The organism is Fructilactobacillus sp. X2R5C2 (assembly GCF_059901375.1).
The window spans coordinates 249,093-270,166 of sequence record NZ_JBWXUX010000001.1 but is presented as its reverse complement, the minus strand read 5'-3'; the positions used below and the strand labels follow the sequence as shown (position 1 = coordinate 270,166).

At 35.8% G+C, this 21,074-nt stretch carries 17 protein-coding genes, 1 pseudogene and 1 CRISPR repeat array; of the genes and pseudogenes, 16 read left to right on the top strand and 2 right to left on the bottom strand.

Features of this window, described 5'->3' with window-relative positions; translation table 11 throughout:
• The first annotated feature begins 4 nt into the window (after positions 1 to 4).
• The 4 genes from AC6UD2_RS01450 to AC6UD2_RS01435 all read left to right on the top strand — a co-directional run bounded on the left by AC6UD2_RS01450 (position 5) and on the right by AC6UD2_RS01435 (position 4,628).
• The gene (locus tag AC6UD2_RS01450; protein ID WP_500697780.1) at positions 5 to 994 is read left to right on the top strand and encodes an NAD(P)-dependent oxidoreductase; all 990 of its coding nucleotides are present in this window, start codon (positions 5 to 7) and stop codon (positions 992 to 994) included.
• Between the two features lie 18 nt (positions 995 to 1,012).
• Positions 1,013 to 1,618 carry a nitroreductase family protein gene (locus AC6UD2_RS01445; RefSeq protein ID WP_010022425.1) on the top strand — a complete coding sequence of 202 codons (606 nt, stop codon included), beginning with the start codon at positions 1,013 to 1,015 and terminating at the stop codon, positions 1,616 to 1,618.
• Positions 1,619 to 1,797: 179 nt separating this feature from the next.
• Positions 1,798 to 3,462, top strand: coding sequence for a YfhO family protein (locus AC6UD2_RS01440; protein WP_500697779.1), 1,665 nt, complete (start codon positions 1,798 to 1,800; stop codon positions 3,460 to 3,462).
• 119 nt (positions 3,463 to 3,581) lie between these two features.
• Positions 3,582 to 4,628: an acyltransferase gene (locus AC6UD2_RS01435; RefSeq protein WP_500697778.1), complete on the top strand. Its 1,047-nt coding sequence runs from the start codon at positions 3,582 to 3,584 to the stop codon at positions 4,626 to 4,628.
• Positions 4,629 to 4,740: 112 nt separating this feature from the next.
• On the opposite strand, the gene AC6UD2_RS01430 is transcribed toward AC6UD2_RS01435, so the two are convergent.
• A complete protein-coding gene (locus tag AC6UD2_RS01430; RefSeq protein WP_500697777.1) occupies positions 4,741 to 5,868 on the bottom strand; it encodes a DUF3290 family protein in 1,128 nt (375 codons plus the stop codon).
• Positions 5,869 to 6,225: 357 nt separating this feature from the next.
• Here AC6UD2_RS01430 and AC6UD2_RS01425 point away from each other — a divergent pair, with 357 nt between their 5' ends.
• Both AC6UD2_RS01425 and AC6UD2_RS01420 read left to right on the top strand, forming a co-directional pair.
• Entirely contained in the window at positions 6,226 to 6,474 is a 249-nt protein-coding gene (locus AC6UD2_RS01425) for a hypothetical protein (RefSeq protein ID WP_010022434.1), read from the top strand.
• Positions 6,475 to 6,578: 104 nt separating this feature from the next.
• A complete protein-coding gene (locus AC6UD2_RS01420; RefSeq protein ID WP_500697776.1) occupies positions 6,579 to 8,414 on the top strand; it encodes a putative glycosyltransferase family protein in 1,836 nt (611 codons plus the stop codon).
• Between the two features lie 53 nt (positions 8,415 to 8,467).
• Here AC6UD2_RS01420 and AC6UD2_RS01415 read toward each other — a convergent pair whose 3' ends face one another.
• A complete protein-coding gene (locus tag AC6UD2_RS01415; protein ID WP_500697775.1) occupies positions 8,468 to 9,514 on the bottom strand; it encodes a zinc-binding alcohol dehydrogenase family protein in 1,047 nt (348 codons plus the stop codon).
• A gap of 141 nt (positions 9,515 to 9,655) precedes the next feature.
• Between AC6UD2_RS01415 and AC6UD2_RS01410 the strand changes: the two genes are divergently transcribed.
• The 10 genes and pseudogenes from AC6UD2_RS01410 to AC6UD2_RS01365 all read left to right on the top strand — a co-directional run bounded on the left by AC6UD2_RS01410 (position 9,656) and on the right by AC6UD2_RS01365 (position 21,041).
• Positions 9,656 to 10,153, top strand: a complete 498-nt coding sequence (locus tag AC6UD2_RS01410) for an MGMT family protein (RefSeq protein ID WP_039143236.1) — start codon at positions 9,656 to 9,658, stop codon at positions 10,151 to 10,153.
• A 127-nt stretch (positions 10,154 to 10,280) separates the two neighbouring features.
• A complete protein-coding gene (locus AC6UD2_RS01405) occupies positions 10,281 to 11,039 on the top strand; it encodes a hypothetical protein (protein ID WP_259739907.1) in 759 nt (252 codons plus the stop codon).
• Between the two features lie 265 nt (positions 11,040 to 11,304).
• Entirely contained in the window at positions 11,305 to 11,889 is a 585-nt protein-coding gene (locus tag AC6UD2_RS01400) for a PBECR4 domain-containing protein (RefSeq protein WP_500697774.1), read from the top strand.
• Between the two features lie 104 nt (positions 11,890 to 11,993).
• Positions 11,994 to 16,064: pseudogene (gene cas9, locus AC6UD2_RS01395) on the top strand (type II CRISPR RNA-guided endonuclease Cas9).
• 193 nt (positions 16,065 to 16,257) lie between these two features.
• Complete coding sequence (gene cas1, locus AC6UD2_RS01390; protein WP_500697773.1) at positions 16,258 to 17,163, top strand: type II CRISPR-associated endonuclease Cas1; 906 nt, start codon at positions 16,258 to 16,260, stop codon at positions 17,161 to 17,163.
• On the top strand, positions 17,141 to 17,446 hold the full coding sequence (cas2, locus tag AC6UD2_RS01385) for a CRISPR-associated endonuclease Cas2 (RefSeq protein ID WP_500697772.1): 306 nt from the start codon (positions 17,141 to 17,143) through the stop codon (positions 17,444 to 17,446). The genes cas1 and cas2 overlap by 23 nt, the downstream gene beginning before the upstream one ends.
• Positions 17,446 to 18,111: a type II-A CRISPR-associated protein Csn2 gene (gene csn2, locus AC6UD2_RS01380; protein WP_500697771.1), complete on the top strand. Its 666-nt coding sequence runs from the start codon at positions 17,446 to 17,448 to the stop codon at positions 18,109 to 18,111. Before cas2 ends, csn2 begins: the two co-directional genes overlap by 1 nt.
• Positions 18,112 to 18,141: 30 nt before the next feature.
• Positions 18,142 to 18,705: direct repeats of the CRISPR family, unit length 36 nt; unit sequence GTTTTAGAAGTACGTCATTCTAATGAGATTAAGAAC.
• 18 nt (positions 18,706 to 18,723) lie between these two features.
• The gene (locus AC6UD2_RS01375; protein WP_500697770.1) at positions 18,724 to 19,140 is read left to right on the top strand and encodes a hypothetical protein; all 417 of its coding nucleotides are present in this window, start codon (positions 18,724 to 18,726) and stop codon (positions 19,138 to 19,140) included.
• A gap of 50 nt (positions 19,141 to 19,190) precedes the next feature.
• Positions 19,191 to 19,373 (top strand): hypothetical protein, encoded by a 183-nt coding sequence (locus AC6UD2_RS01370; protein ID WP_500697769.1) that lies wholly within the window; start codon positions 19,191 to 19,193, stop codon positions 19,371 to 19,373.
• Positions 19,374 to 19,526: 153 nt separating this feature from the next.
• Complete coding sequence (locus AC6UD2_RS01365; RefSeq protein ID WP_500697768.1) at positions 19,527 to 21,041, top strand: FGGY-family carbohydrate kinase; 1,515 nt, start codon at positions 19,527 to 19,529, stop codon at positions 21,039 to 21,041.
• The last annotated feature ends 33 nt before the right edge of the window (positions 21,042 to 21,074 follow it).

Genomic DNA, 21,074 nt, shown 5'->3' with positions numbered 1-21,074 from the left:
TAGAATGGCAAAGATTACTGCTTATGATGTAAGACCATTTGAAAAAGAATATTTTGTAGACTTAAATTCATATGATTTTGATTTGAATCTGGTTGATAAGCCATTGACCATTGACACCGTTGACGAAGCGATGGGAACTGACGCTATCTTAATTGATGGTTCGTGTACCGCTGATAAGAAGGTGTTGGATAAGGTCAAAGACCTGGGAATTAAGTATCTCTTTACTCGTTTTGTCGGGTACAACAACATTGATTTAGATGCTGCCAAGGCCGACGGCATTATGGTGGCGAACGTTCCTAGTTATTCCCCATATTCAGTTGCTGAACTGGCACTGACAATGGGGATGGATCTTTTCCGCCACGTTGCTCAGGCAACCGTAAACACCAATAATGCTGACTTTCGTGTTTTGCCGACTTATTACAGTAACGAAATTCACGATGCTACCGTTGGAATTATTGGGGTTGGTCACATGGGAAGTGCTGAGGCCAAGTTGTACCATAACTTAGGAGCCAAAGTTCTTGGCTACCAGCGTCATCCTAATGATAATCTGGACGTGACGTTCGTTAGTGAAGATGAGTTGTTAGAGAAATCTGACATTGTTTCACTGCACGTCCCATACGTCCCAGGTGAAAACGACGAAATGATCGGTGGGCCTGAACTGGCAAAAATGAAACGCAACGCTATTCTGGTTAACACGGCGCGTGGTGAGTTGGTTGATACGAATGCAATTACGATTGCTCTGTCAGGTAGTAATATTGGTGGATACGCTGCCGATGTAATTATTGATGAAAATCAAATTGACGGCAATGAGTTCAATTCATTGGATGATCTTCCAAACAAAGACGTGTTAGAATTGATGAAGCGTTATCCAAATGTTATTATTACTCCACACATTGGGTATCTAACTAAACCCGCTACGATTGACATGATCAAGGTTAGTTATGATAACTTTCATGAAGCCATGACAACTGGGAAGACCAAGAATCAAATTTAACGAAAGAAGTTTTTAAACATGGAATTAAAGCAACAATTCTTAGACCTAGAGAAAAACCGACGGACCATCTATGATTTAGGAAAAGACGTCCCGTTCTCTCAAGACGATCTATATACTTATATTAAGGAATTAATTAAATACACACCAAGTGCCTTTAATGGGCAAACGGTTCGTGCCGTTGTGTTATTCGACGAGAACCATGACAAGCTGTGGGACATCGTTGAAGATGCCTTAAGAGAAAAGGTGCCCGCTAACGGATTCCTTCGAACTAAGGCTAAAATCTCGACTTTTAGGGATGCTTATGCATCAATTCTGTTCTTTACTGACATGGATAAGGTTAAGGAATTGCAAGGTCAATTCAAGACGTATCAGTACGAAATGTACAACTGGTCAGAAGAAGGTCAAGGTAACGCTCAGTTTGCTGTTTGGACTGGACTTGAGGAAAATGGTTTAGGTGTTAATATTCAACACTATGATCCATTGATTAATGCTCAAGTTGCCTCTACCTTTGACATTCCAGATAACTGGCAGTTACGTGCTGAGATGAACTTTGGTTCTGTTAACACTCCAGCTGGTAAGAAGGACTTTATGGACGATAGCAAGCGATTTAAAGAATTTAAATAAAATATACGTAAAAAGAGCATGAAGATTTTATCTTCATGCTCTTTTTTGTTGGATAAAATTATGTTTCGTGTTTTGAATAATTCTGATATGATTATATATGTATTTAATATTTTTGCTCAAGAGGTGCTGTTATCGCAAAATTTAAAAGATTTGTTAAAAAACATCCCAATTTATTGGTAATGCTGTTATTTGGGTTGTTGAGTATTTTGATTGTTTTACCATATCGTTCTACCCCAATTGTTTCATGGGACTTGCCTTTTCATTTATCTCCATTAAATGAGGCTTTTGGTTATATAAAAAATGGAGACTTAGCACGTTTATTTCCAGATATTTTAACTAGGAATAGTGTAGCAAGTGGATATCCCTTAAATTTATTTTATCCTCAATTAACACTATTACCTGGATTATTTTTCAGAATGGTAGGATTTGGTGCCTATAACTCTTTTCTAATATTTTTATTTTTAGTTACTTTATTAACTTTTATTTCTATGTACTTTGTTTCTTATAGAGTTAGTGGAAGTAAACTTGCTGGATTAATAAGTTCACTTTTATATGGATTTTCTCAATATAGAACTTTTGACATGTTCTTAAGACAAGATATTTCAGAAGTTATGGTATTTATCTTTTTGCCGATTTGTTTTTATGGATTATACCAAATATTGTGTATGGATTATAAAAAATGGTGGATCCTTTCAATTGGAATGATTTTAGTACTTCTTACCCATATTCTTTCTGCTATTATTATCAGTGTTTTTATTTTTCTTTCACTAGGAATATTATTTTTAAATCATACTCAATTGCAAGATAAAATAAGACGTTTACTTTATTTATTCCTTTCTGCTATAACATCAGTTCTTGGAGCGGCAATATTTCTTTTGCCATTAATTTGGAATCATCATCTATATTCCCCACTTATAATAGAAAGTCAGGAAACTCATTTACTTAGAGATTCTTTAAACATTAGTACCATAGTTTTTGGTGGACTTTCAGCATATGATTTAGGAATTGGAATTATCTTGCTTGTTACGTTTATTTTTTCTGCTTTTTGGTTTAGAAAAATGAACAATCTGTTTAAATATTTATTTATTGAAGCTATTGTATTTATTTTATTAATTTCTAATTTATTTCCATGGAATGCCTTCCAATCGATTTTTAAGATGATTCAATTTCCAAATCGATTTTATCTTATTGTGGTTTTTCTAATTTCTTTAATTGGTGGGAAGTGCATTAATGATCTTTTGCTCAGATCTAAATTAGATAATTTAGTTAAAAATAAGAGTATTTTTCTTATTTTATTCATATTGCTTTGTCTATGTATTTCACTTTCTTCTTCAGAAAAAATCAAATCAAATCCAAGCGAATTAACAGGTTTGTCCATAGTTACTTCAAAAGATGGATTTGAACAAGAAACATCGAATTTTCATAATGTTTATGATTATTTCCCAGCCGAATCTAAAAATACAATTCCTTCACTTCTAAAGCAGTCAGTTCCTGACATGAATGGTAAAAAGTCTAATATTAAACAAATAAGGCGAACAACATCATATAACCAAATTAATTATGTTTTAGTAAGTAAGAATAATACTGATTGGATCAAGGTCCCTAATATTTATTACAATGGCTTTCATGTTTATAACAATGGCAAAGAAGTTCCGATTAAGGTTAGTCCTGAAAAGGTGATCCAAGTTAAATTACACAAGGGACGTAATAATCTTAAAGTTATGTACAAGAAAACCACTTTACAAATTATTTCAATTTGGATCAGTTTAATTACATGGCTTTTCCTTTTGATTTTACTTGTTAGGAATTTTTTAATTAATCGACGAAAAAAATCAAATAAATAACTTTAAAAGAGTGAAGAATTATTTCTTCACTCTTTATTTGACTCAAATTGTGTTTTTTGTTAGTTAAAAGTCTGATATCATTATGTTTGTGTTAAATTTTACATAATTTAGGAGAAAATATGAAAAAGAGATTAACTTATATTGACGTAATCAACATCATTGCTATTATATTTGTTTTATTTATCCATTCATCATGGAATTATAGTAATAATGCATTAGGAATATTTGATTCGATTATCAGAACAATTGCTGTTCCAGCAGTATTTCTATTCCTGATGAATTCTGGAGCAACCCTACTTGGGTATCGAGATAAATATGATACCAAGGTATTTTTCAAGAAGCGTTTTTTTAGAGTAATGATTCCACTAATCGTGTGGAGTATTATTTATTACTTAGTAGATGCAGTAGTTAAAACACCACTTCCGGATGTGAATTTTATGCATCATGATCCTAGTGTTGGAAATTTCTTTACTAGTTTCTTCTCTGGAAGTATTAATGGAGCATTTTGGTTCTTTTATTGCATTATTGCCCTGTATTTTATTACGCCAGTCTTATCGGTTTTAGCTAGGAATCACAAGAGCGTTTTGTTCTATCTTGTGGTATTAGATTTCTTAGTTAATTACATTTTTATTTATTTAAACACTAACTGGTTCCACATGAATCTGTCACCATACATTTTTCCAATTGCTTCAACTAGTTATGTTGGCTTCTTTATTATGGGTTACCTAATTAGAGTAGGGTACTTTGACCAAAAATGGTTGAAGATCACTAAGTGGGTTGCTTTGGCAGCTTTAGTGATTTCTTTAGTCATTTCGTTGCTTGTTTTTAAGGACTTACCTACTTCTATTATGAATCTTAAGGAAAATGGCGGTCCATTATTATTCTTATATGTAATTGGGCTTTATCTTTGGATTAAAGATTTTGTCGAATCACATAAAGTATTCGTTAAGCCAAAGTTTCAGAATTTGCTAGCTAAAATGGCATCAGTTAGTTTAGGAATTTATATTTTACATCCATTTTTCTTGAAACTATTTATGGTAGTAACTAAGACCACTTTCGACAGTTGGCTTGATATTCTGGTTATGCCATTGTTTACTTATTTAGTTTGTGGGGTAGTGGTTTACGTAATTAAGAAAGTTCCATTTGTGAAAGATATTTTGCCTTAGATTTTTTTGAACTGAAATTATATAGTTTTGATGATATTTGAAGGATACTTGTAAGTTAGAGAGTCTATTAGTAAATAAATAAGCCCAATCCATGTGGATTGGGCTTATTTATTTACTTTCTCTTCTTAAACACTTTTCTCTTCTTCGGATACAACACCAGATCAAGGTTGCCCTTAGGTCCAAACTGACCTAAGTAGACATCTTGAATGGTGCATCCTTGTTTCTCACATAGTTGTTCAACTTGATTAGCATCTAAGCCGCGATGGCTGGCAACATTTTCGTTTAGTTGGCCATCAGTGATGATTGGGTAGTTCATAGTAGGCTCATCGTTAAGAGTTACGGTCAACTGACCGTTTTCTTCAAGGGTGGCGTTTTTAACGTCCTTGAAATCATTAACTCCGTGGGTTCTAAGCTTGAAAGCAAGCTGATTAGCAGTTAAACCGTTCCGCAATGCACGGTTGACGTTTACGACACCATTTAAGATCAGTATCTGCGGACTTCCGTTGATCATCTTGTTCAGTGTATTACTCGTCCCGGTTAAGAACTTACTTGCGAAGACGATAACTGACCAAATCAATAGAATGATGATGAATTGGATTGGAGTAATGTCTTGGTTGTAGATAACACCACCGATAATTCCACCAAGAATATAGTTCTGGAGTTGATCGACGGCATTTGATGGAGCCAAGTTCCCTTTACCAGAAAGGTTAATCTGCAAGACAATCATGATGAATCCAATTAGGAACTTCAAGAAGATGGTTCCGTATTGTGAGTCACTACTACTCCAGGTGAAGCCACCAGAATTAACGTGTTGTGGCTGTGACACAAGCTTAGTTGGGGTAACAGTGTAATTCGTCATGTCAGTATTAAAATGCACAACGTAGGCGTCTTTTCCCGCCTGAATCGTCATTCCATCAACCAGATTGTTACTACTGGAATACATCTGATCAAGCGGCACCTTCTTTTGCTTACTAATGTTCCTCATGATTTGGACGGTCTGAGTGGTTTGACTATCAGCGTTCTTTTGCTGAAAGACTCGGCCCGTCTGCATCGCGATAATCAGAGCACCAAGCATGGTTACTAAGATAAACAGGCTTCGAAATCGCAAATTGCTTCTATTGCGATAATAGAAGATCCCAGTTCCAATGATGACCAACGCAATTACTATAATCAAAGCAATAAAAATGTAGTTGGTAAAATGGAAGTTGTGGGCAATGAATGAATATGAATAAAGTTTCATAACTTTCGCTCCAATTTTGTTGTATTTATGTAACAATTATACTCAATTTGGATAATTTTGGTATTAAATTTTGAACAATTTAATTTTATTGTTTTAAAATATACGAATTCTTACTAATAAAGTTAATTTTAGTGCAACGGGTACTATTGATAATATTGGTCAATCAAATGGCAATTACATTATATGAAGTAAAATTAGTCCCAACATGCTTAATCGGATCAAAAATGATAAAATAGTACAAACGAAACAACAGGGTAATTCGTGCGAGGTCGCTCAAAATTCAGCGATTTTTAATAGTTGGAATGTTGATCATCATGATCTTCTCGCCAACACGAAGTAAACAAAGGAGTCCTTTTCATGGAATCAAAAAAGACAGAGGAAGAATTAAACAAAAAGATCAAGTATCTGCATAATTTTGCCAACTGGGGATTAACGCCACTAGTTGTGATCTTCATCGTTGTTTACTTTCTGACAAAACCAACCTCGATCTGGACCATTCTTTTGGCACTCTTAGTGGTCTTTACCACCTTTATCGTCTGTGTGATGGCGTTAGTGTACATTCACCAGAAAAAGAAGTTGCAGAAACAAAATGACAATCAAAAATAATTAAGGAGGACGGTTTTTAATGACCGTCTTTTTTCATGCCATTTGATTAGTGTATAATCGATGATAATTAAGAACTTAATAATTATATTTTATAAGAGGAAATCATGAAAAAATACAAGTATCCTAAAACAATTTTGGCAGTGATTTTAATTTTGGTAGCGGCCGCTTTCCTAGTTTCAATTCAGTGTTTTTCACATAGTTTGTTGCTGGGAAACGACTCACTTTTTCATTTTAGTCGAATTTACGACATTAAAATGCAGATGCAGACGGGCCACTTTAACTACTTCATGACCAACTATGGGTTCAATCAGAGTGGTCGGATCGTCAATGCCATTTATGGACCATACATGGCGGTCATTCTGGGATTCATTTTGTTACTCACTAAAAGTTGGTTCAGCTTCCAAGTCGTAACGAGTTTTGTCCTGTATGCGATTGCTGGACTAGGAGCTTACGGACTGTTTCGACGGGTAAAAGTAAACCAGTGGTTTGCGACTGCTGGTGCCATTATTTACTTGTCACAAAACTTCATTACTGGTTGGCAGACGGACGCTCAGTTTCTAGCCTGGGGAGCAGCCATCCTGCCATTTGCAGTGATGGTCGCCCTTGATTTGATGGATGGTTCACCGAAAAAGGTTCACGTGACGTTGGCGCTGGTTGTGGCAGCCTTACTTGAAATGCACATTTTAAGTGCATTGTTTACTGTCATCATGCTGGTGCCATTTGCGCTGATCGGTCTTTGGCGATCCCGTGCTAAATGGAAGTATCTTGGGAAGATTGCGTTAAACGTTATTTTGACATTAATCTTAGCTGGTAATTACTTCGTCAGCTTTTTGAGTGTTTTCGGTAAAAATGAACTCATGCCACCATTTATGATGGAGTACATGGGTACGTATTCAGCTAGTTTTAATTTTTACAATAATTTACCGAACGGGGTGGGCATTGTACTGACCCTCATCTGCGTCTTTCAGTTAGGTTACATGATAATCGCTAAGAGAAAGAACCTAACTAACATCGTGGTGACGGTTGTTGGTGGATTGTTTTTGTTATTATCATCTGCCATTCTGCCATGGAACGCCATGGGAGAACAGTGGACCTACATGCAGAACTTCATTCAGTTCCCATACCGTTTCTTTCCGTATGCGGCAATTTTGCTGATGGTGGGTTTCCTGATTTCGATCAGTCAGATCAGTAACGAATGGTACGAAAAAATCAGTGCATCACACGGTGACATTCACTATAATTACATGAAAATTTTCATGGGGGTCGTAGTGACTGTTATGGCCGTCGCAGCACTCTGGTTTGCGGATTCTAACATTCAATACGGCGTTGACATTTGGAACAACCCCAAGAGTTCCCCAATTAAACGTAATATGATTAGGACGCTTCCGGACCCCGAAACGCCAAAGAAGTACATGGCACCATCCAAGAGTCCGTTTAAGAAAGATGTTAGCGTCAAACAGGTTCGCTCTGACTTTATGAGTAAGAACTTAGGCAAACCGTTCCGAGACATCTCTGAGTCAAATGGCGATTATCTGCCAAATGATTCTGGTGATCCTAATTTTGATGCGGTAGGATCACATTATCACGCAGATGTCATGAATAATCATGGATTTAAGAAACACGTTACGCGGAGTGGGGCACTAGTAACAAAATGGACTGCCGATTCTGGTAAGGTTAAGGACGGTTATCGGACGATTCCAGTAATCTTATATCATAATTCAACGGTGAAGTTGAATGGGGCGAAGCTGAGTCCTAACCAATATCGCGTTTCCGATATTGGAGCGGCGAAGGTTAAGGAACAACCTGGTCAGAATCAGATGACGGTCAGGTATCAGCAACCAGCTCATTTCATGACAGTAATAGCAGTGTCATTGTTGGCATGGATTGTGACGGTGGGATGTGTGATTGTTAAGGGAATGTATAAGTGGATTAAAAAATAACAGACAAAAAAGGGTTGAGCCATTAGTGGTTCAATCCCTTTTTAATTTATTATCTATTTTTCTTTTTCATCATTTGCCACAACAACCTTACCAATCATTTGCTTACTCTCAACCAACTTAGTGGCCTTCCGCAAGTTCTCAGCGTTAATTGGACCAAACTGCTTGGTCAAGGTACTTACCAAGTTACCCTCATCGAGCATAATGCTGATTTTATCTAAGATTTCATGTTGAGTAATCATGTCAGGTGTATGGAATTCAGACTTGGTGAACATGTATTCCCAAGCAAAACGTGCTCGTTTCTCCTTTAGTTTACTCATGTCGAGAGACTTACCTGATCCAGTGATGGATACGATCGTGCCAGAAGGGGCAATCAACTCACAGATTTCATCCCAGTAGGCATCCAAGTTACGCAGATCCAGAATGTAATCCACGTATTTGAATCCCTTGTCCTGAATCTGTTTGATGATGTCATCATGATAGTCAACAACGATATCGGAACCATGGTCAAGTTCCCATTGCTTCGTCTCGTCTTTTCCGGCAGTTGAAATGACCTGAAGGTTGGCACGATGAGCCAATTGAGTAGCAATCGAACCAACGCCACCAGCACCGTTAATGATCAAGATGGATTTCTTGTGGTTTTGTTCCTCACGGTCGTAAAAGTCGATGTTCATTTGTTCAAACATGGCTTCCCATGCGGTCAGGCTAGTGAGTGGCATGGCAGCGGCGTGAGCGTTATCCAAGCTGTGCGGAGCGATTCCAACAATCCGTTCGTCAACGGTTTGATATTCACTGTCACAGCCCGGACGAACGTGCGATCCAGAGTAGAAGACCCGGTCACCAACGTTGAAGCGATTGGTCTTTGATCCAACTTTTTCAACGGTTCCGACCGCATCCCATCCAATAATTTTAGGATCCTTTAGCGGTTCCCTTTGGGACTGACGGGTGAAAACGTCCACGGGGTTAACCGAAACGGCTTCAACCTTTACCAGCAAATCGTGTGGTTCTGGTTCTGGAACATCAGTGGTGAAATCGAATAAGCTTTTAGGATCATCAATCGGTAGGTATTTAGTGTAACCAACGGCGTTCATTTTTTTAGTCATAATCGTTCTCCTTTTACGTATTCTACCCTTAGGATACCACGCGTACGGTGATAATTGTTGATGTGAGTTTATTGTGGGAGTTAGGTTGCATCCTGTTTTTATGATAAAATGGTGATATGAAAGAGTGGGATGAGGTAGAAAATGCAAAGATTGTATTGGGATTCCGTTCATGTTAACGGAGATAAGATATTCTTCACGATTGACAATCATGGATTGAATTTCGTAAGCAGTCCGGGTCAGGGAGTTTCACAGCTACTTGATTTTTATACGAACGATCATTTTGAGTACGCAAAGAACAGTGAGCGTAGTTTGTTATATCGGAAAACGATTAAGAATTATTTGCGGGGTAAGTCAACTGACCTTGACCTACCAACTGATTTTATGAGCTATGGGTCCGACGAAGAACGGTTGATCTGGAACGAAATTGCCCAGATTCCATTTGGTGAGTTAGTGACAGTTTCGGATCTTGCTGATCAGTCTGGTTTAGGTCCAGACAAAGTCGAATCGGCAATCTCTAAGAGTCCCATTTGGCTGGTGTTGCCACTTCATCGTGTAACGGATCGAAATGGCCGTTACCCATATCGAACTGGTGATGCGACCCGAGATTTCTTGGTGGATCTGGAACATCCGAAAAAGTAAATATAACTAAATAGGGATTTCGTTTAAAAAATCCCTTTTATTTTCAGTAAATTTATGGTGATATGGCTTTTGTATAAGCAATTGATGTTGTATAGTCATAATCAAAATAATAAATGAGGTATTTAAAATGAAACATATTATTAAGGCAGACAACGGTAGAGTGTTTAAACGGCTAGTATCAACTGGTGTCAATGAGGATAGTAACCAGTTTGATTTCAACAAGATTCGTCCCATTCCCCAACAGATCCAGGATGTGATCGTGGATAACTTCTTATCGAACGCGGCCATTGGGGTTTACATGGTCAACGTTGATTTTAATCGGGATGACATTCCATCTACGGTTGAGGCCTTAGCGGCTGACATGAATCAAAATGGTGATGAGTTCTACGATAAGGTGGAACGTGATCAACAGAAATTCCTATCCACTTTTATGGAAGTTTATGGACAGTTTGAACAACCCATGGATGACAAGATGAAGGAAGCTACCATTGCGTCGCTGCAGCGGGGGTACATGGGTGCGAAAAAGTACTTGATTGAAGACAATATTGATTTGGAAGTCTTCAAACCATATGATCCGGAGGAAATTCTTCAACCAGATCTAAGAGACGGATTTCAAGGCATCGATCTGAACGTGCTGGCTTGGTTGTCAAAACAAGGTGAGATGTTGATCAATAACTACATTGCCTTTCAGGCTTTCAACGAAGAGGATTGGACCAACGAGAACTGGCGCATTACCGAAAATGCGTTTGACACTGAATTAGATAAAAAAGAAAATACCATTACGTTTCATACGTACGAAATCGTCGGTTTGACCGATTTGTTTGAGACATTGTTAATTAAGTCGGATTCGCAGGCGGATGATGTGAAGTATTCGTATGAGTTGTAGGATATTAGTTGAATAAGATTCAACTAATATGATAAAATTATATATGAAGAAAAGTGGTTGAACGGAATTGTATTGCTTTTCTTAATATCTTGTATTGACATAATAGGAACGTTTTATGTTGCCCGACGGAGGCGTTATATCCCATCACTAGTCGCGGTTATGGACATCTCATGACTCAGCGTTCAAAAAAGCCGTCAGATTTATCTGGCGGCTTTTCGTGTGTATAGCGTAATAATAAATAAATATGAAAAAGTAGGTAAATGATATGTCGTTAAAATCTTCAAATGTACCGCTAGGATACTTGGTAATTAGTGATGAGAATTCAATTAATTTTAAAGACATGTTGGATGATTATCGACATTATTTTTCTGGACATACAGTTGAACTTACTACTAATTATAATTTATTAAGTCAGGTTAAAATTATTTTTAATGAAAAAGATCTTCCACATTTAATGGGATGGGAAAAAGTTAGAATAAAAAATAAGGATAAAAATGCATCAAAAATAATCATTGATATTGATAATCTAACTTTTACTAAAGAATTAGCTAAAAAGAATCCAAATTGGAAAAGCATTAAAAAGAGAAATTTAAATTATAATTTGTTACATAGAATATTTTTAGACCAAGATATTAATGTATTTGTAGAGACAAGTAATATGCATCCTAATCGATTACATTTAAATATTGTTTTTGTTTATAACAAAAAAAGAGAATCAATTATTCTTGGATTTAGAAAAACAAGAACTCGTGATGTTTTTGTTCCTGTCACTTTGCATGCCACAAATATACATAATCAATATAATTGTAGAAGAAGAACAAAAGTGAAGAGTCTTAAATGGCTTGATTAGGATCGTTTTAATATGATGTGAGAGTGAACATGCTATGTTTGCTCTTTTTTTTATTTGTATTCATTATGATATACTTGTGATATCAATCATTTGGAGGTTTTTCCATGAGCAAGGAAAACGTTAAGTATAATATTGGACTGGATATTGGTACCAATTCAATCGGGTGGGCAGCAACTGATATGTCAAATAAATTAGTACACGCCAAAGGCCACAACGCAATTGGTGCACGTCTATTTAAAGAAGGTGAATCAGCGGCTGAACGTCGTGGATTTCGGACTACAAGACGACGCTTATCAAGAAGAAAGTGGCGACTTCGATTACTAAATGAGATCTTTGATGAGAACGGCATTTCGGATGTCGACCCATCATTTTTTGCCCGAATGAAGCAATCCAATGTTTCACCACGAGATGATCGAAAATCATTTAATGGAAACATTCTGTTTGATGATAAAGATTTCGATGATAAAAAATATCATAATGAATATCCCACTATTTACCATCTCCGTAAAGCTTTAATGACGGAAGATAAAAAATTTGATATTCGTTTAATTTATTTGGCAATGCATCATATTATCAAATATCGTGGACATTTCTTAAATCAGGCTAACGTGAATGATTTTAAGGGTGGTGAAATTGATCTTGCTAATTCATTTAAAGCGTTAAATGAACAGTTTAAGAATCAAGGACGTACGCTGTTACTAAAAGACAGTGACTTAGGAAATGACACCCAAACGTTACTGGATAACTCACGAAGTCGGAATGATCGCCAAAAAGAATTATCTAAGATTTTGAACATTCCAAATCAAGATGATGATAAAGATCAAGCTAAATTAAATAAAAAGGCCACTACTGAAATTATTAAAGCCATTTTGGGGATGAAAGCAAAGTTTGACATTATTTTTGGATTGGAAGTTGATGAACCCAAAGATTGGAGTCTCACTTTTAATAGTGATGATTTTGACGATAAAATTAGCGAGTTAGAACCACAAATGACTGATGAAGCCAATGAAATTTTGTTGATCTTAAAGAAACTGTACTTTTCAATTAATCTCTCTGACATTCTAAAAGATGCGGAAACAAAGAAAATGGCAGATTCTCTTTCTGATGCCATGATTGCACGATATGATGATCACGCTCGTCATCTGAAGTTGTTTAAGCAAGTAGCTGAACAAGAAAGTGGAACAGAGAAAGGCAAAGCATTAAAGCAAGCTTACGAGGAGTATATCAATGGTAAAAATGGTAAGCCAGTTACTGCTGATGATTTCTTCAAGCATGTCAAAAATAATTTAAATGATTCAGCAGAATCACAAGAAATTCAAAGTGACATTGAGCAAGGTTATTTCATGCCTAAACAACGTTCCAAAGAAAATGGAGTAATTCCGCATCAACTGCAACAACAAGAATTAGATAAAATCATTGAAAAGCAATCTAAGTATTATCCGTGGCTCAAAGAATTAAATCCAAATAAAAAACGTCAAAAAATTGCCAAGTATAAGTTAGATGAACTTGTAGCATTTAGAGTTCCATACTACGTTGGACCGTTAATTGATCCAGACAGTGCTAAGGGTGACAACGGCAAATTTGCCTGGATGATCAGAAAAGAACAAGGTGCCATTACACCTTGGAACTTTGATCAAAAGGTCGATCGAGTGGATTCTGCTAACAAGTTTATTAAGTGAATGACAGCAACTGACACTTATTTAATTGGTGAACCAGTGCTTCCTAAAAATAGTTTGTTGTATCAAAAATTCACTGTCTTAAATGAATTAAATAAATTAAAAGTTAATAAGCAACCAATCACGCGTGATCAGAAACAATATGTATATAATCATGTCTTTAAGAATCATAAGCGAGTTTCTTTGAAAATGATCGGGGATGCTCTGGTCGTAAAAAGTGATTATGTAGCACGTCCTGATGTAACTGGAACGACTGACCAACGTAATATGAATAATTCGTTGAGTTCATACTATGATTTACGCAAAATCTTTGGTGATCAAATCGATGATGCCGATAAGCAAGAAGATTTTGAAAAAATTATTGAATGGTCAACAATCTTTGAAGATAAACACATCTACGCCCTAAAGCTTGATGAACTTGATTGGTTAACGCAAGATCAGAAGGATCAATTACAGAAACTTCGTTACCAGGGATGGGGACGTTTATCTGGCAAATTATTAGCTGATCGTGGTGGAAAAGATCAGGTTAATATTGTTAATAGCGATGGTGAACGGATTATTGATGTATTGTGGAATACCAATCATAATTTCATGGAAATTATTGCTGATAAAGTCTTTAAACAAGATATTGATGATTTTAATGGTGAACATTTAGAAAAGACGGATATCAATAAAGTCATTGATGATTTATATACTTCACCACAAAACAAAAAAGCCATCAGACAAATTATTTTGGTGGTTAATGACATTATTAATGCGATGGGTGGCGTTGCTCCACAAAATATCATCATGGAGTTTGCGCGAGAGGATAGTAATGATCATCGTCTAATTCATTCTCGTTCCCGTCAATTAGAAGAAGCTTACAAGAAAATTAGTGACAGTTGGTTTGATAATCCTGATGTTAAAAATGAATTAAAGGAAAAAGTCAAAGACAAGGCGGACTTTAAAGATCGTTTGTATCTCTATTTCGTTCAAGGTGGGGTTGATATTTATGATGGTGAACCATTAAATATTGATCAACTTTCAAGTTATGATATTGATCACATTTTGCCTCAATCATTTATTTTGGATAATTCCATTGATAACCGGGTATTGACCAAAGAGAAAAATAATCGAGTTACTAAAGAAGATCAACTTCCTGGTGAATTCTTTGGCGCTAAGATGCATAATTTGTGGCAATCAATGCGTGCCAATGGACTTATGACTTGGAGAAAGTACAACAATTTGATGATGAAACCGAGCGATATCGACAAACACGATAATCGTGGGAAGTTTATCAATCGTCAATTAGTTGAAACTCGTCAAGTTATTAAGTTAGCTGCCGAAATCATGAATAATCAGTATCAAGAAAATGGAACCCGGATTGTTACTGTAAAAGCCAATTTGACTCATCATATGCGTGAGAAATTTAATTTCTATAAGAACCGAAATGTGAATGACTATCACCATGCTTTTGATGCTTATCTAACCGTGTTTGTTAGGGACTGGTTGCTTCAAACTTATCCTAAGTTGAAACCTTATTATGTCTATGGTGATTTTGAAAAAGCTGATACGAAAGACCTTAGGAATTTCAATATGTTGTACAAATTTGAGAAAAATCATCAATTAGATGGTGATGGTCAAATTAAAAATGACAATGATAATATGTTGAGGTACATGAAACGGGTTTATCACTTTAAGAAGATGCTGATTACCAAAGAATTGGAAACCAATCATGGCGCTTTGTATAAGCAAACAATGTTTCCAGCTCCAATTCATGATAAAAAGAAGCGTAAGTTAATTAGTGCAAAGAGTGATCGACCGTCAAATATTTATGGTGGATATAGTGCTCAAACTAATGGATTTATGGCACTGGTTAAGATTGCTAAGCCACATGGTGATGAGTATCGTCTGTATGGTATACCTCTAATGGAATATAACCAATTGAAAGATAATAAAGCTGGAAAGATTGATAAGCATGCGATTGATAAAATTATTGATGAACAGTTAATTAACAAAAAAGGTAAGATACCTGAACATCGCATTGTGTTATATAAGGTTGATATGAACCAGTTGGTTAAAGAAGACAAAAAGATGTTTACTTTAGGTAGTAATATTTATGAGCATAACTTCCAACAGTTAATATTGTCTGATAATTCGATGAGATATTTATCTAATAATTTAAAAAATACTACTTGTGAAAATTTAATTGATATTTTTAATGAAATTATTGATAAAGTTGATTCTTTTATGAACATGTATAATATTGTGAACTCAGAAAACGTGAAACAAAAGTTTGTGAAGATAAAAGATATTAATAATATGAAGAAAATTATTCACGATATACTTATTGGCCTTCATGCAAATTCTGTAATGTCCGATTTGACGGTTTTAGGACTTTCGAGATACTTTGGAAGATTTGTGTTAACTGCTGGATTGAAGCTTGATCCTAATGCACAAGTCATTTATCAATCTCCAACAGGTCTATTTTCACGTAAAGTTCGAATTTCGGACTTGTAAAATAAAAAAGGAAACTGTCATTTGACAGTTTCCTTTTACATATGTACGGCCCTTAAGGGCTCAGAAAACAAAACTTAGCTTTCGCATCGTTTGATTTTAACTTAGTACGTCATTCTAATGAGATTAAGTGTCAGCATTCCAACTGACAAATAAATCATATCGAAAAAAATCGATAAAGTCAAGGAGGACTTTTATGGCTTGGAGAAGTGTTGTCATTACCCAACATTCGAAAATATCATATTCAGGAAGGAGAATTATTGTTCAAACAGACTCAAATATTCATGAGATCCCAGTTGAAGACATTGAATTATTACTAATATCAACTACACAAGCAGTGGTAACCGCTCGTGCAATGGCTGAACTTTCAAGAAATGCGGTTAAAGTGATTTTTTCTGACACATTAGGAGAACCAATGTGCGAGACGGTCAATTATTTGCCTAATAATCGGACTTTATCATTGCTGAAAACCCAGTTTAATTGGAATGCCCATCGAAAAGAAATTTTATGGACTTGGATTGCCACTGCCAAGATGAAGATGCAAATTGAAGTTTTACAGAGTAAGAAAATTAATACAGAAGAATTGGATTATGAATTTAAAAAGATTGAAGTTAACGATGAAACTAATCGTGAAGCAGTTGTAGCGAGAAAGTATTTCCCAATGTTGTTTGGGACTGATTTTCAGCGACGAGATTTTAGTCCATATAATGCAGCTTTAAATTATGGATATTCTTTATTGTTATCTTTCGTAAATCGATCAATCGTTGAACAAGGTTATTTAACTCAAATAGGAATTCATCATCATAGTGACGAAAATCAATTTAATTTAGGATCAGATCTAATGGAACCATTTCGGCCCATTATTGATGGATGGGTGAGTGGACAAGATATTAAGAAATTAACACCAGAAGTTAAAATTCAGTTGGTTGATTTGTTTAATCTAGAACTAAAATTCAATGGCAAAAATACCATTCTGAGGAATGCATTGAAACAGCACGTTAATAATTGTTTGAAATATCTTAGTCAAGATCAAGATGACGTGAAGATCGAGGTGGAATTAAAAGATGAGGTATCGAGTAATGAGATTAATCGTAATGTTTGATTTACCGGTAGACACGAGTGAAGAACGACGGAATTACCGTAAATTTCGCAAAGAATTAATTAACGAAGGTTTTTTAATGATCCAGTATTCAGTTTATGCCCGTGTTTGTGTCAGTAAAGAGTCAGCTAGATTTACAGAAGCAAGGATTTCTACATATGCTCCCTTGAAGGGATTGATTCAAACCATGATGGTGACGGAGAAGCAATATAATAGTATGCATTTTCTGGCAGGAAAGAAAAAAGAAGATGTTAGAAATACCTCAAATCGAACGGTGGTGATCTAATGAAAGTGACAATATTTCCAACGGAACCGTTTGAAGTTGATAATGGAATTTTAACAGTGGTTCAAACTAGTAGTCCGAAGTTCTATACTGATTTTATTAAGGGATTATCAACCGAAAATGGGCTTACGATTAGTGAAGACGATGAAATTTTGAATTTTTCAAGTAACGTTACTTATTTGAAAGACGTAGTAACTAATCCTTATGTATTTGATACATTTAAATCTTCTCTTCAAAATCAAGTGGTTGATAATTTAAATGAAAATGATCGTCAAGAATTATTTCGCATTGATCGTAGAATCAAAGACATTTTCCTTCAATCTGCGTATATGGAAGATGTACCACTTGAAATTGATGACGATTGGAGTTTGAAGAAAATGGTTAAGTACGCTGGAATTCAAATGGTGAGCTCCACAGTTGAAACCCCTTATGATATAATTATTGGTGTTCTTAATTTATTTAAAAAATTTAATTCTAAAAAATTAATTGTTCTTAATGATCTATTTAATTATCTCAATTCCAGTCAAATCAGTGATTTGATTCAGGTAATTAAAGTATTAGATTTGAAAGTATTAATATTAAACTTTTCTGATTCATTTAAAAAAGATGATTTTAAGAAGTGCCGTAATTACTATATTGACGCCGATCTTATGAGATGGACTGACTGATTTATGGTATATGTATAAATATTACAGACGGTTTTAGAAGTACGTCATTCTAATGAGATTAAGAACCTTCAAGTTATGGTAGATGTACTTTGCAAAGTTTTAGAAGTACGTCATTCTAATGAGATTAAGAACCCTGTTCATGATATTTATTAATAAAAGCTAGTTTTAGAAGTACGTCATTCTAATGAGATTAAGAACGAATGTTTAACTATTGTTCGTAAGCAATAAGTTTTAGAAGTACGTCATTCTAATGAGATTAAGAACAGGATTAAGCGTTACTGATTTTTGGGAAATGTTTTAGAAGTACGTCATTCTAATGAGATTAAGAACTGTTTTCCTGTGTTTCTAGTCTACTTCGTAGTTTTAGAAGTACGTCATTCTAATGAGATTAAGAACTGGATTTGATGATAATGGCGACGATGTAATGTTTTAGAAGTACGTCATTCTAATGAGATTAAGAACCAACATTTGCTGGTTGAACTGTTAATGCAAGTTTTAGAAGTACGTCATTCTAATGAGATTAAGAACTATGTATCTATTTTTGATAAATCTAATGTAGTTTTAGAGGTACGTCATTCTAATGATATTAATAACTACCTTGGGAGGAAAATCATGAATAGAGTAGATACTTTTAGAAATAATGCAGAATTATATTACCACCCAGATCACTTCGTTACTGAAGTTCCTAAAAATATGTTAATACCTGACTTTATCTATACTTATGTAGATCAAGGCAAAGGTCGTGAAGTAGTTTTTAAATTAAATGACGGACACATTAATACCCCTAAAATTTTATTTAATTCAACTGATCCATTTTTTAAGAAACTTTCAACTGACAAATATGCGCATGTTTCCAATAGCCTTGAAATGGTTAACACTTGTGATAATGAGATTGTTTGGGTTTTAGTTAATGAGGTTAATAATAAAATTGGCCAACCAATTTATGGATTAATCAGAAAAGATAAAACTATTGCACCCGTTCATACTTTTTGTAGTTTTCCATTCAATGGTCCAAAAAGAGTAATATAGAACTATTGTAAAAATAAGAAAGAAGTAATTGTTATGATTACACGTGATTCTTGGAACAAAAAGAAGAAATGAAAAGACAAGAGGAACAGAACAAAGTCAAAGAGCATGATTCTAAAGTAGATAACATTTTAGCTTGGGTGTTTGCTATTATTACAATAATTTTTGGAAATGCTCAATCTGTTGCTATTCTCTTAGCTTCAACTTTCTTTGGAGAAAATCATAAAAATAATTAATATTATAATTAATTCGCTGTAATTACAGGAGGTGCCCATTCCAGCATCTCTTTTTTTATCCCATTTCATGTTCACTCATTAACAAATCTCCCTCAATAGGATAAACTTAGGTAACAAAAATACCTCATCGTATTTTCCAAAGGAGACTTTGACATGACACAATACATTATTGGAATCGACATTGGCACTTCCAGCACCAAGGCCATCTTGATGACGACCGCTGGTGACATTATTTCGCAGGGCCGTGTTTCGTATTCATTAGAAAACCCGTATCCAGAATGGGCTCAAGAAAATGCGGATGACTGGCTTAATGCGGCTACGACTCTGATTAAAGATCTGGCTGAAAAAGTTGACAGTAAAAATATTATTGGCATTGGAATTGACGGTCTCTATGGAGGATCGGGAGTTCCAGTTGATAAAGCGGGTCAACCACTTGGGCCAGCTCTGATTTGGATGGATCGACGCGCTACTGAAGAAACTGACCAGGCGTTAAAACTCGTTAGTAAAGCTGAACTAATGGACATTACCGGTAATTTGGCGGATCCATACTATGGTTACACTAAAATTATGTGGTTGAAGCAACATCGGCCAAAGCTTTATCGAGACACTTATCAATTTTTGCCACCCGAATCGTACGTCATCTATAAGTTAACGGGAAATATCAGCATTAATTATTCTGCGGCAGGCAACTTAGCGGGTGTTTTCAACATTAATGATGACGAGTGGTCACCCGAATTAGCTGATAAGCTGGGAATTGACTTGAAGAAATTACCCCAGAAAATGATTGCTAGTACCGACGTTGCGGGAAAAGTGAGTGATGAGTGGGCGCGAAAGTTAGACATTAATCCTGGCACACCGATCTTTAACACGGGTGTTGACGTGGGTCCGGCTACGGTTGGTACTGGTGTGCTTGGAGCCGGGCGCATGACAATCGCACTCGGAACGTCAATGAACGCGGCTTTGGTAACTGACAAACCGCTGAAAGATGATAATTTGATCATCTGGCCTTATGCTTATAAGCCTAAAGAATACTACTATAATTTTGCCGGGGCGAACACTGCTGGTGCCGTGATTGCGTGGTTTACCCGTGAATTTGCGCAGGAAGTCGATAACAATAATGGTACAAGAATGTTGGATGAAGAAAGTGAAGCAGTTCCAGCTGGTAGCAACGGTTTAATTGTCCTGCCATACTTCATGGGTGAGCGCAGTCCGATTTGGGATTCCAACGTACGTGGAACCATCTTTGGAATTTCGATGACGACGAAACGTTATGAAATGTTCAACGCCTTTCAGGAAGCCATTGCGTACTCTGTGCGTCAAAGCATTGAACAGTTTGGTGATTACATCGGTGATTCGTTTACCTTAGTTGGTGGCGTCAGTAATTCGAAGAAAATGGTGCAGATTATTGCGGACGTGACGGGTAAAATCGTCAAAACGACTGATTCTGGTGGTGAAGCCGACCTTGGAAGTGCCATTTTGGCAGGAATTGGATTGGATCAAATCCATCCTGAGGATGCTGAGAAGTGGATTAAGATTAATGAAAAGGTTGAACCCGATCTTGTAAAACACGAGAAATACAATAAGTATTACGAGTTGTATCGTTTGGCATATACGGATACTAAGGGATTTTATGAGAAGTATTCGGACCTGCTTAATGATCAGAATTAAATTAAGTGCTAAACCAGTTGATGGTTTGGCACT

Bases quoted from the DNA above. Each gene is read 5' to 3' on its own strand.
- AC6UD2_RS01450 (WP_500697780.1), top strand. From the start codon at position 5: ATGGCAAAGATTACTGCTTATGATGTAAGACCATTTGAAAAAGAATAT.
- AC6UD2_RS01445 (WP_010022425.1), top strand. From the start codon at position 1,013: ATGGAATTAAAGCAACAATTCTTAGACCTAGAGAAAAACCGACGGACC.
- AC6UD2_RS01440 (WP_500697779.1), top strand. From the start codon at position 1,798: ATGCTGTTATTTGGGTTGTTGAGTATTTTGATTGTTTTACCATATCGT.
- AC6UD2_RS01435 (WP_500697778.1), top strand. From the start codon at position 3,582: ATGAAAAAGAGATTAACTTATATTGACGTAATCAACATCATTGCTATT.
- AC6UD2_RS01430 (WP_500697777.1), bottom strand. From the start codon at position 5,868: ATGAAACTTTATTCATATTCATTCATTGCCCACAACTTCCATTTTACC.
- AC6UD2_RS01425 (WP_010022434.1), top strand. From the start codon at position 6,226: ATGGAATCAAAAAAGACAGAGGAAGAATTAAACAAAAAGATCAAGTAT.
- AC6UD2_RS01420 (WP_500697776.1), top strand. From the start codon at position 6,579: ATGAAAAAATACAAGTATCCTAAAACAATTTTGGCAGTGATTTTAATT.
- AC6UD2_RS01415 (WP_500697775.1), bottom strand. From the start codon at position 9,514: ATGACTAAAAAAATGAACGCCGTTGGTTACACTAAATACCTACCGATT.
- AC6UD2_RS01410 (WP_039143236.1), top strand. From the start codon at position 9,656: ATGCAAAGATTGTATTGGGATTCCGTTCATGTTAACGGAGATAAGATA.
- AC6UD2_RS01405 (WP_259739907.1), top strand. From the start codon at position 10,281: ATGAAACATATTATTAAGGCAGACAACGGTAGAGTGTTTAAACGGCTA.
- AC6UD2_RS01400 (WP_500697774.1), top strand. From the start codon at position 11,305: ATGTCGTTAAAATCTTCAAATGTACCGCTAGGATACTTGGTAATTAGT.
- cas1 (WP_500697773.1), top strand. From the start codon at position 16,258: ATGGCTTGGAGAAGTGTTGTCATTACCCAACATTCGAAAATATCATAT.
- cas2 (WP_500697772.1), top strand. From the start codon at position 17,141: ATGAGATTAATCGTAATGTTTGATTTACCGGTAGACACGAGTGAAGAA.
- csn2 (WP_500697771.1), top strand. From the start codon at position 17,446: ATGAAAGTGACAATATTTCCAACGGAACCGTTTGAAGTTGATAATGGA.
- AC6UD2_RS01375 (WP_500697770.1), top strand. From the start codon at position 18,724: ATGAATAGAGTAGATACTTTTAGAAATAATGCAGAATTATATTACCAC.
- AC6UD2_RS01365 (WP_500697768.1), top strand. From the start codon at position 19,527: ATGACACAATACATTATTGGAATCGACATTGGCACTTCCAGCACCAAG.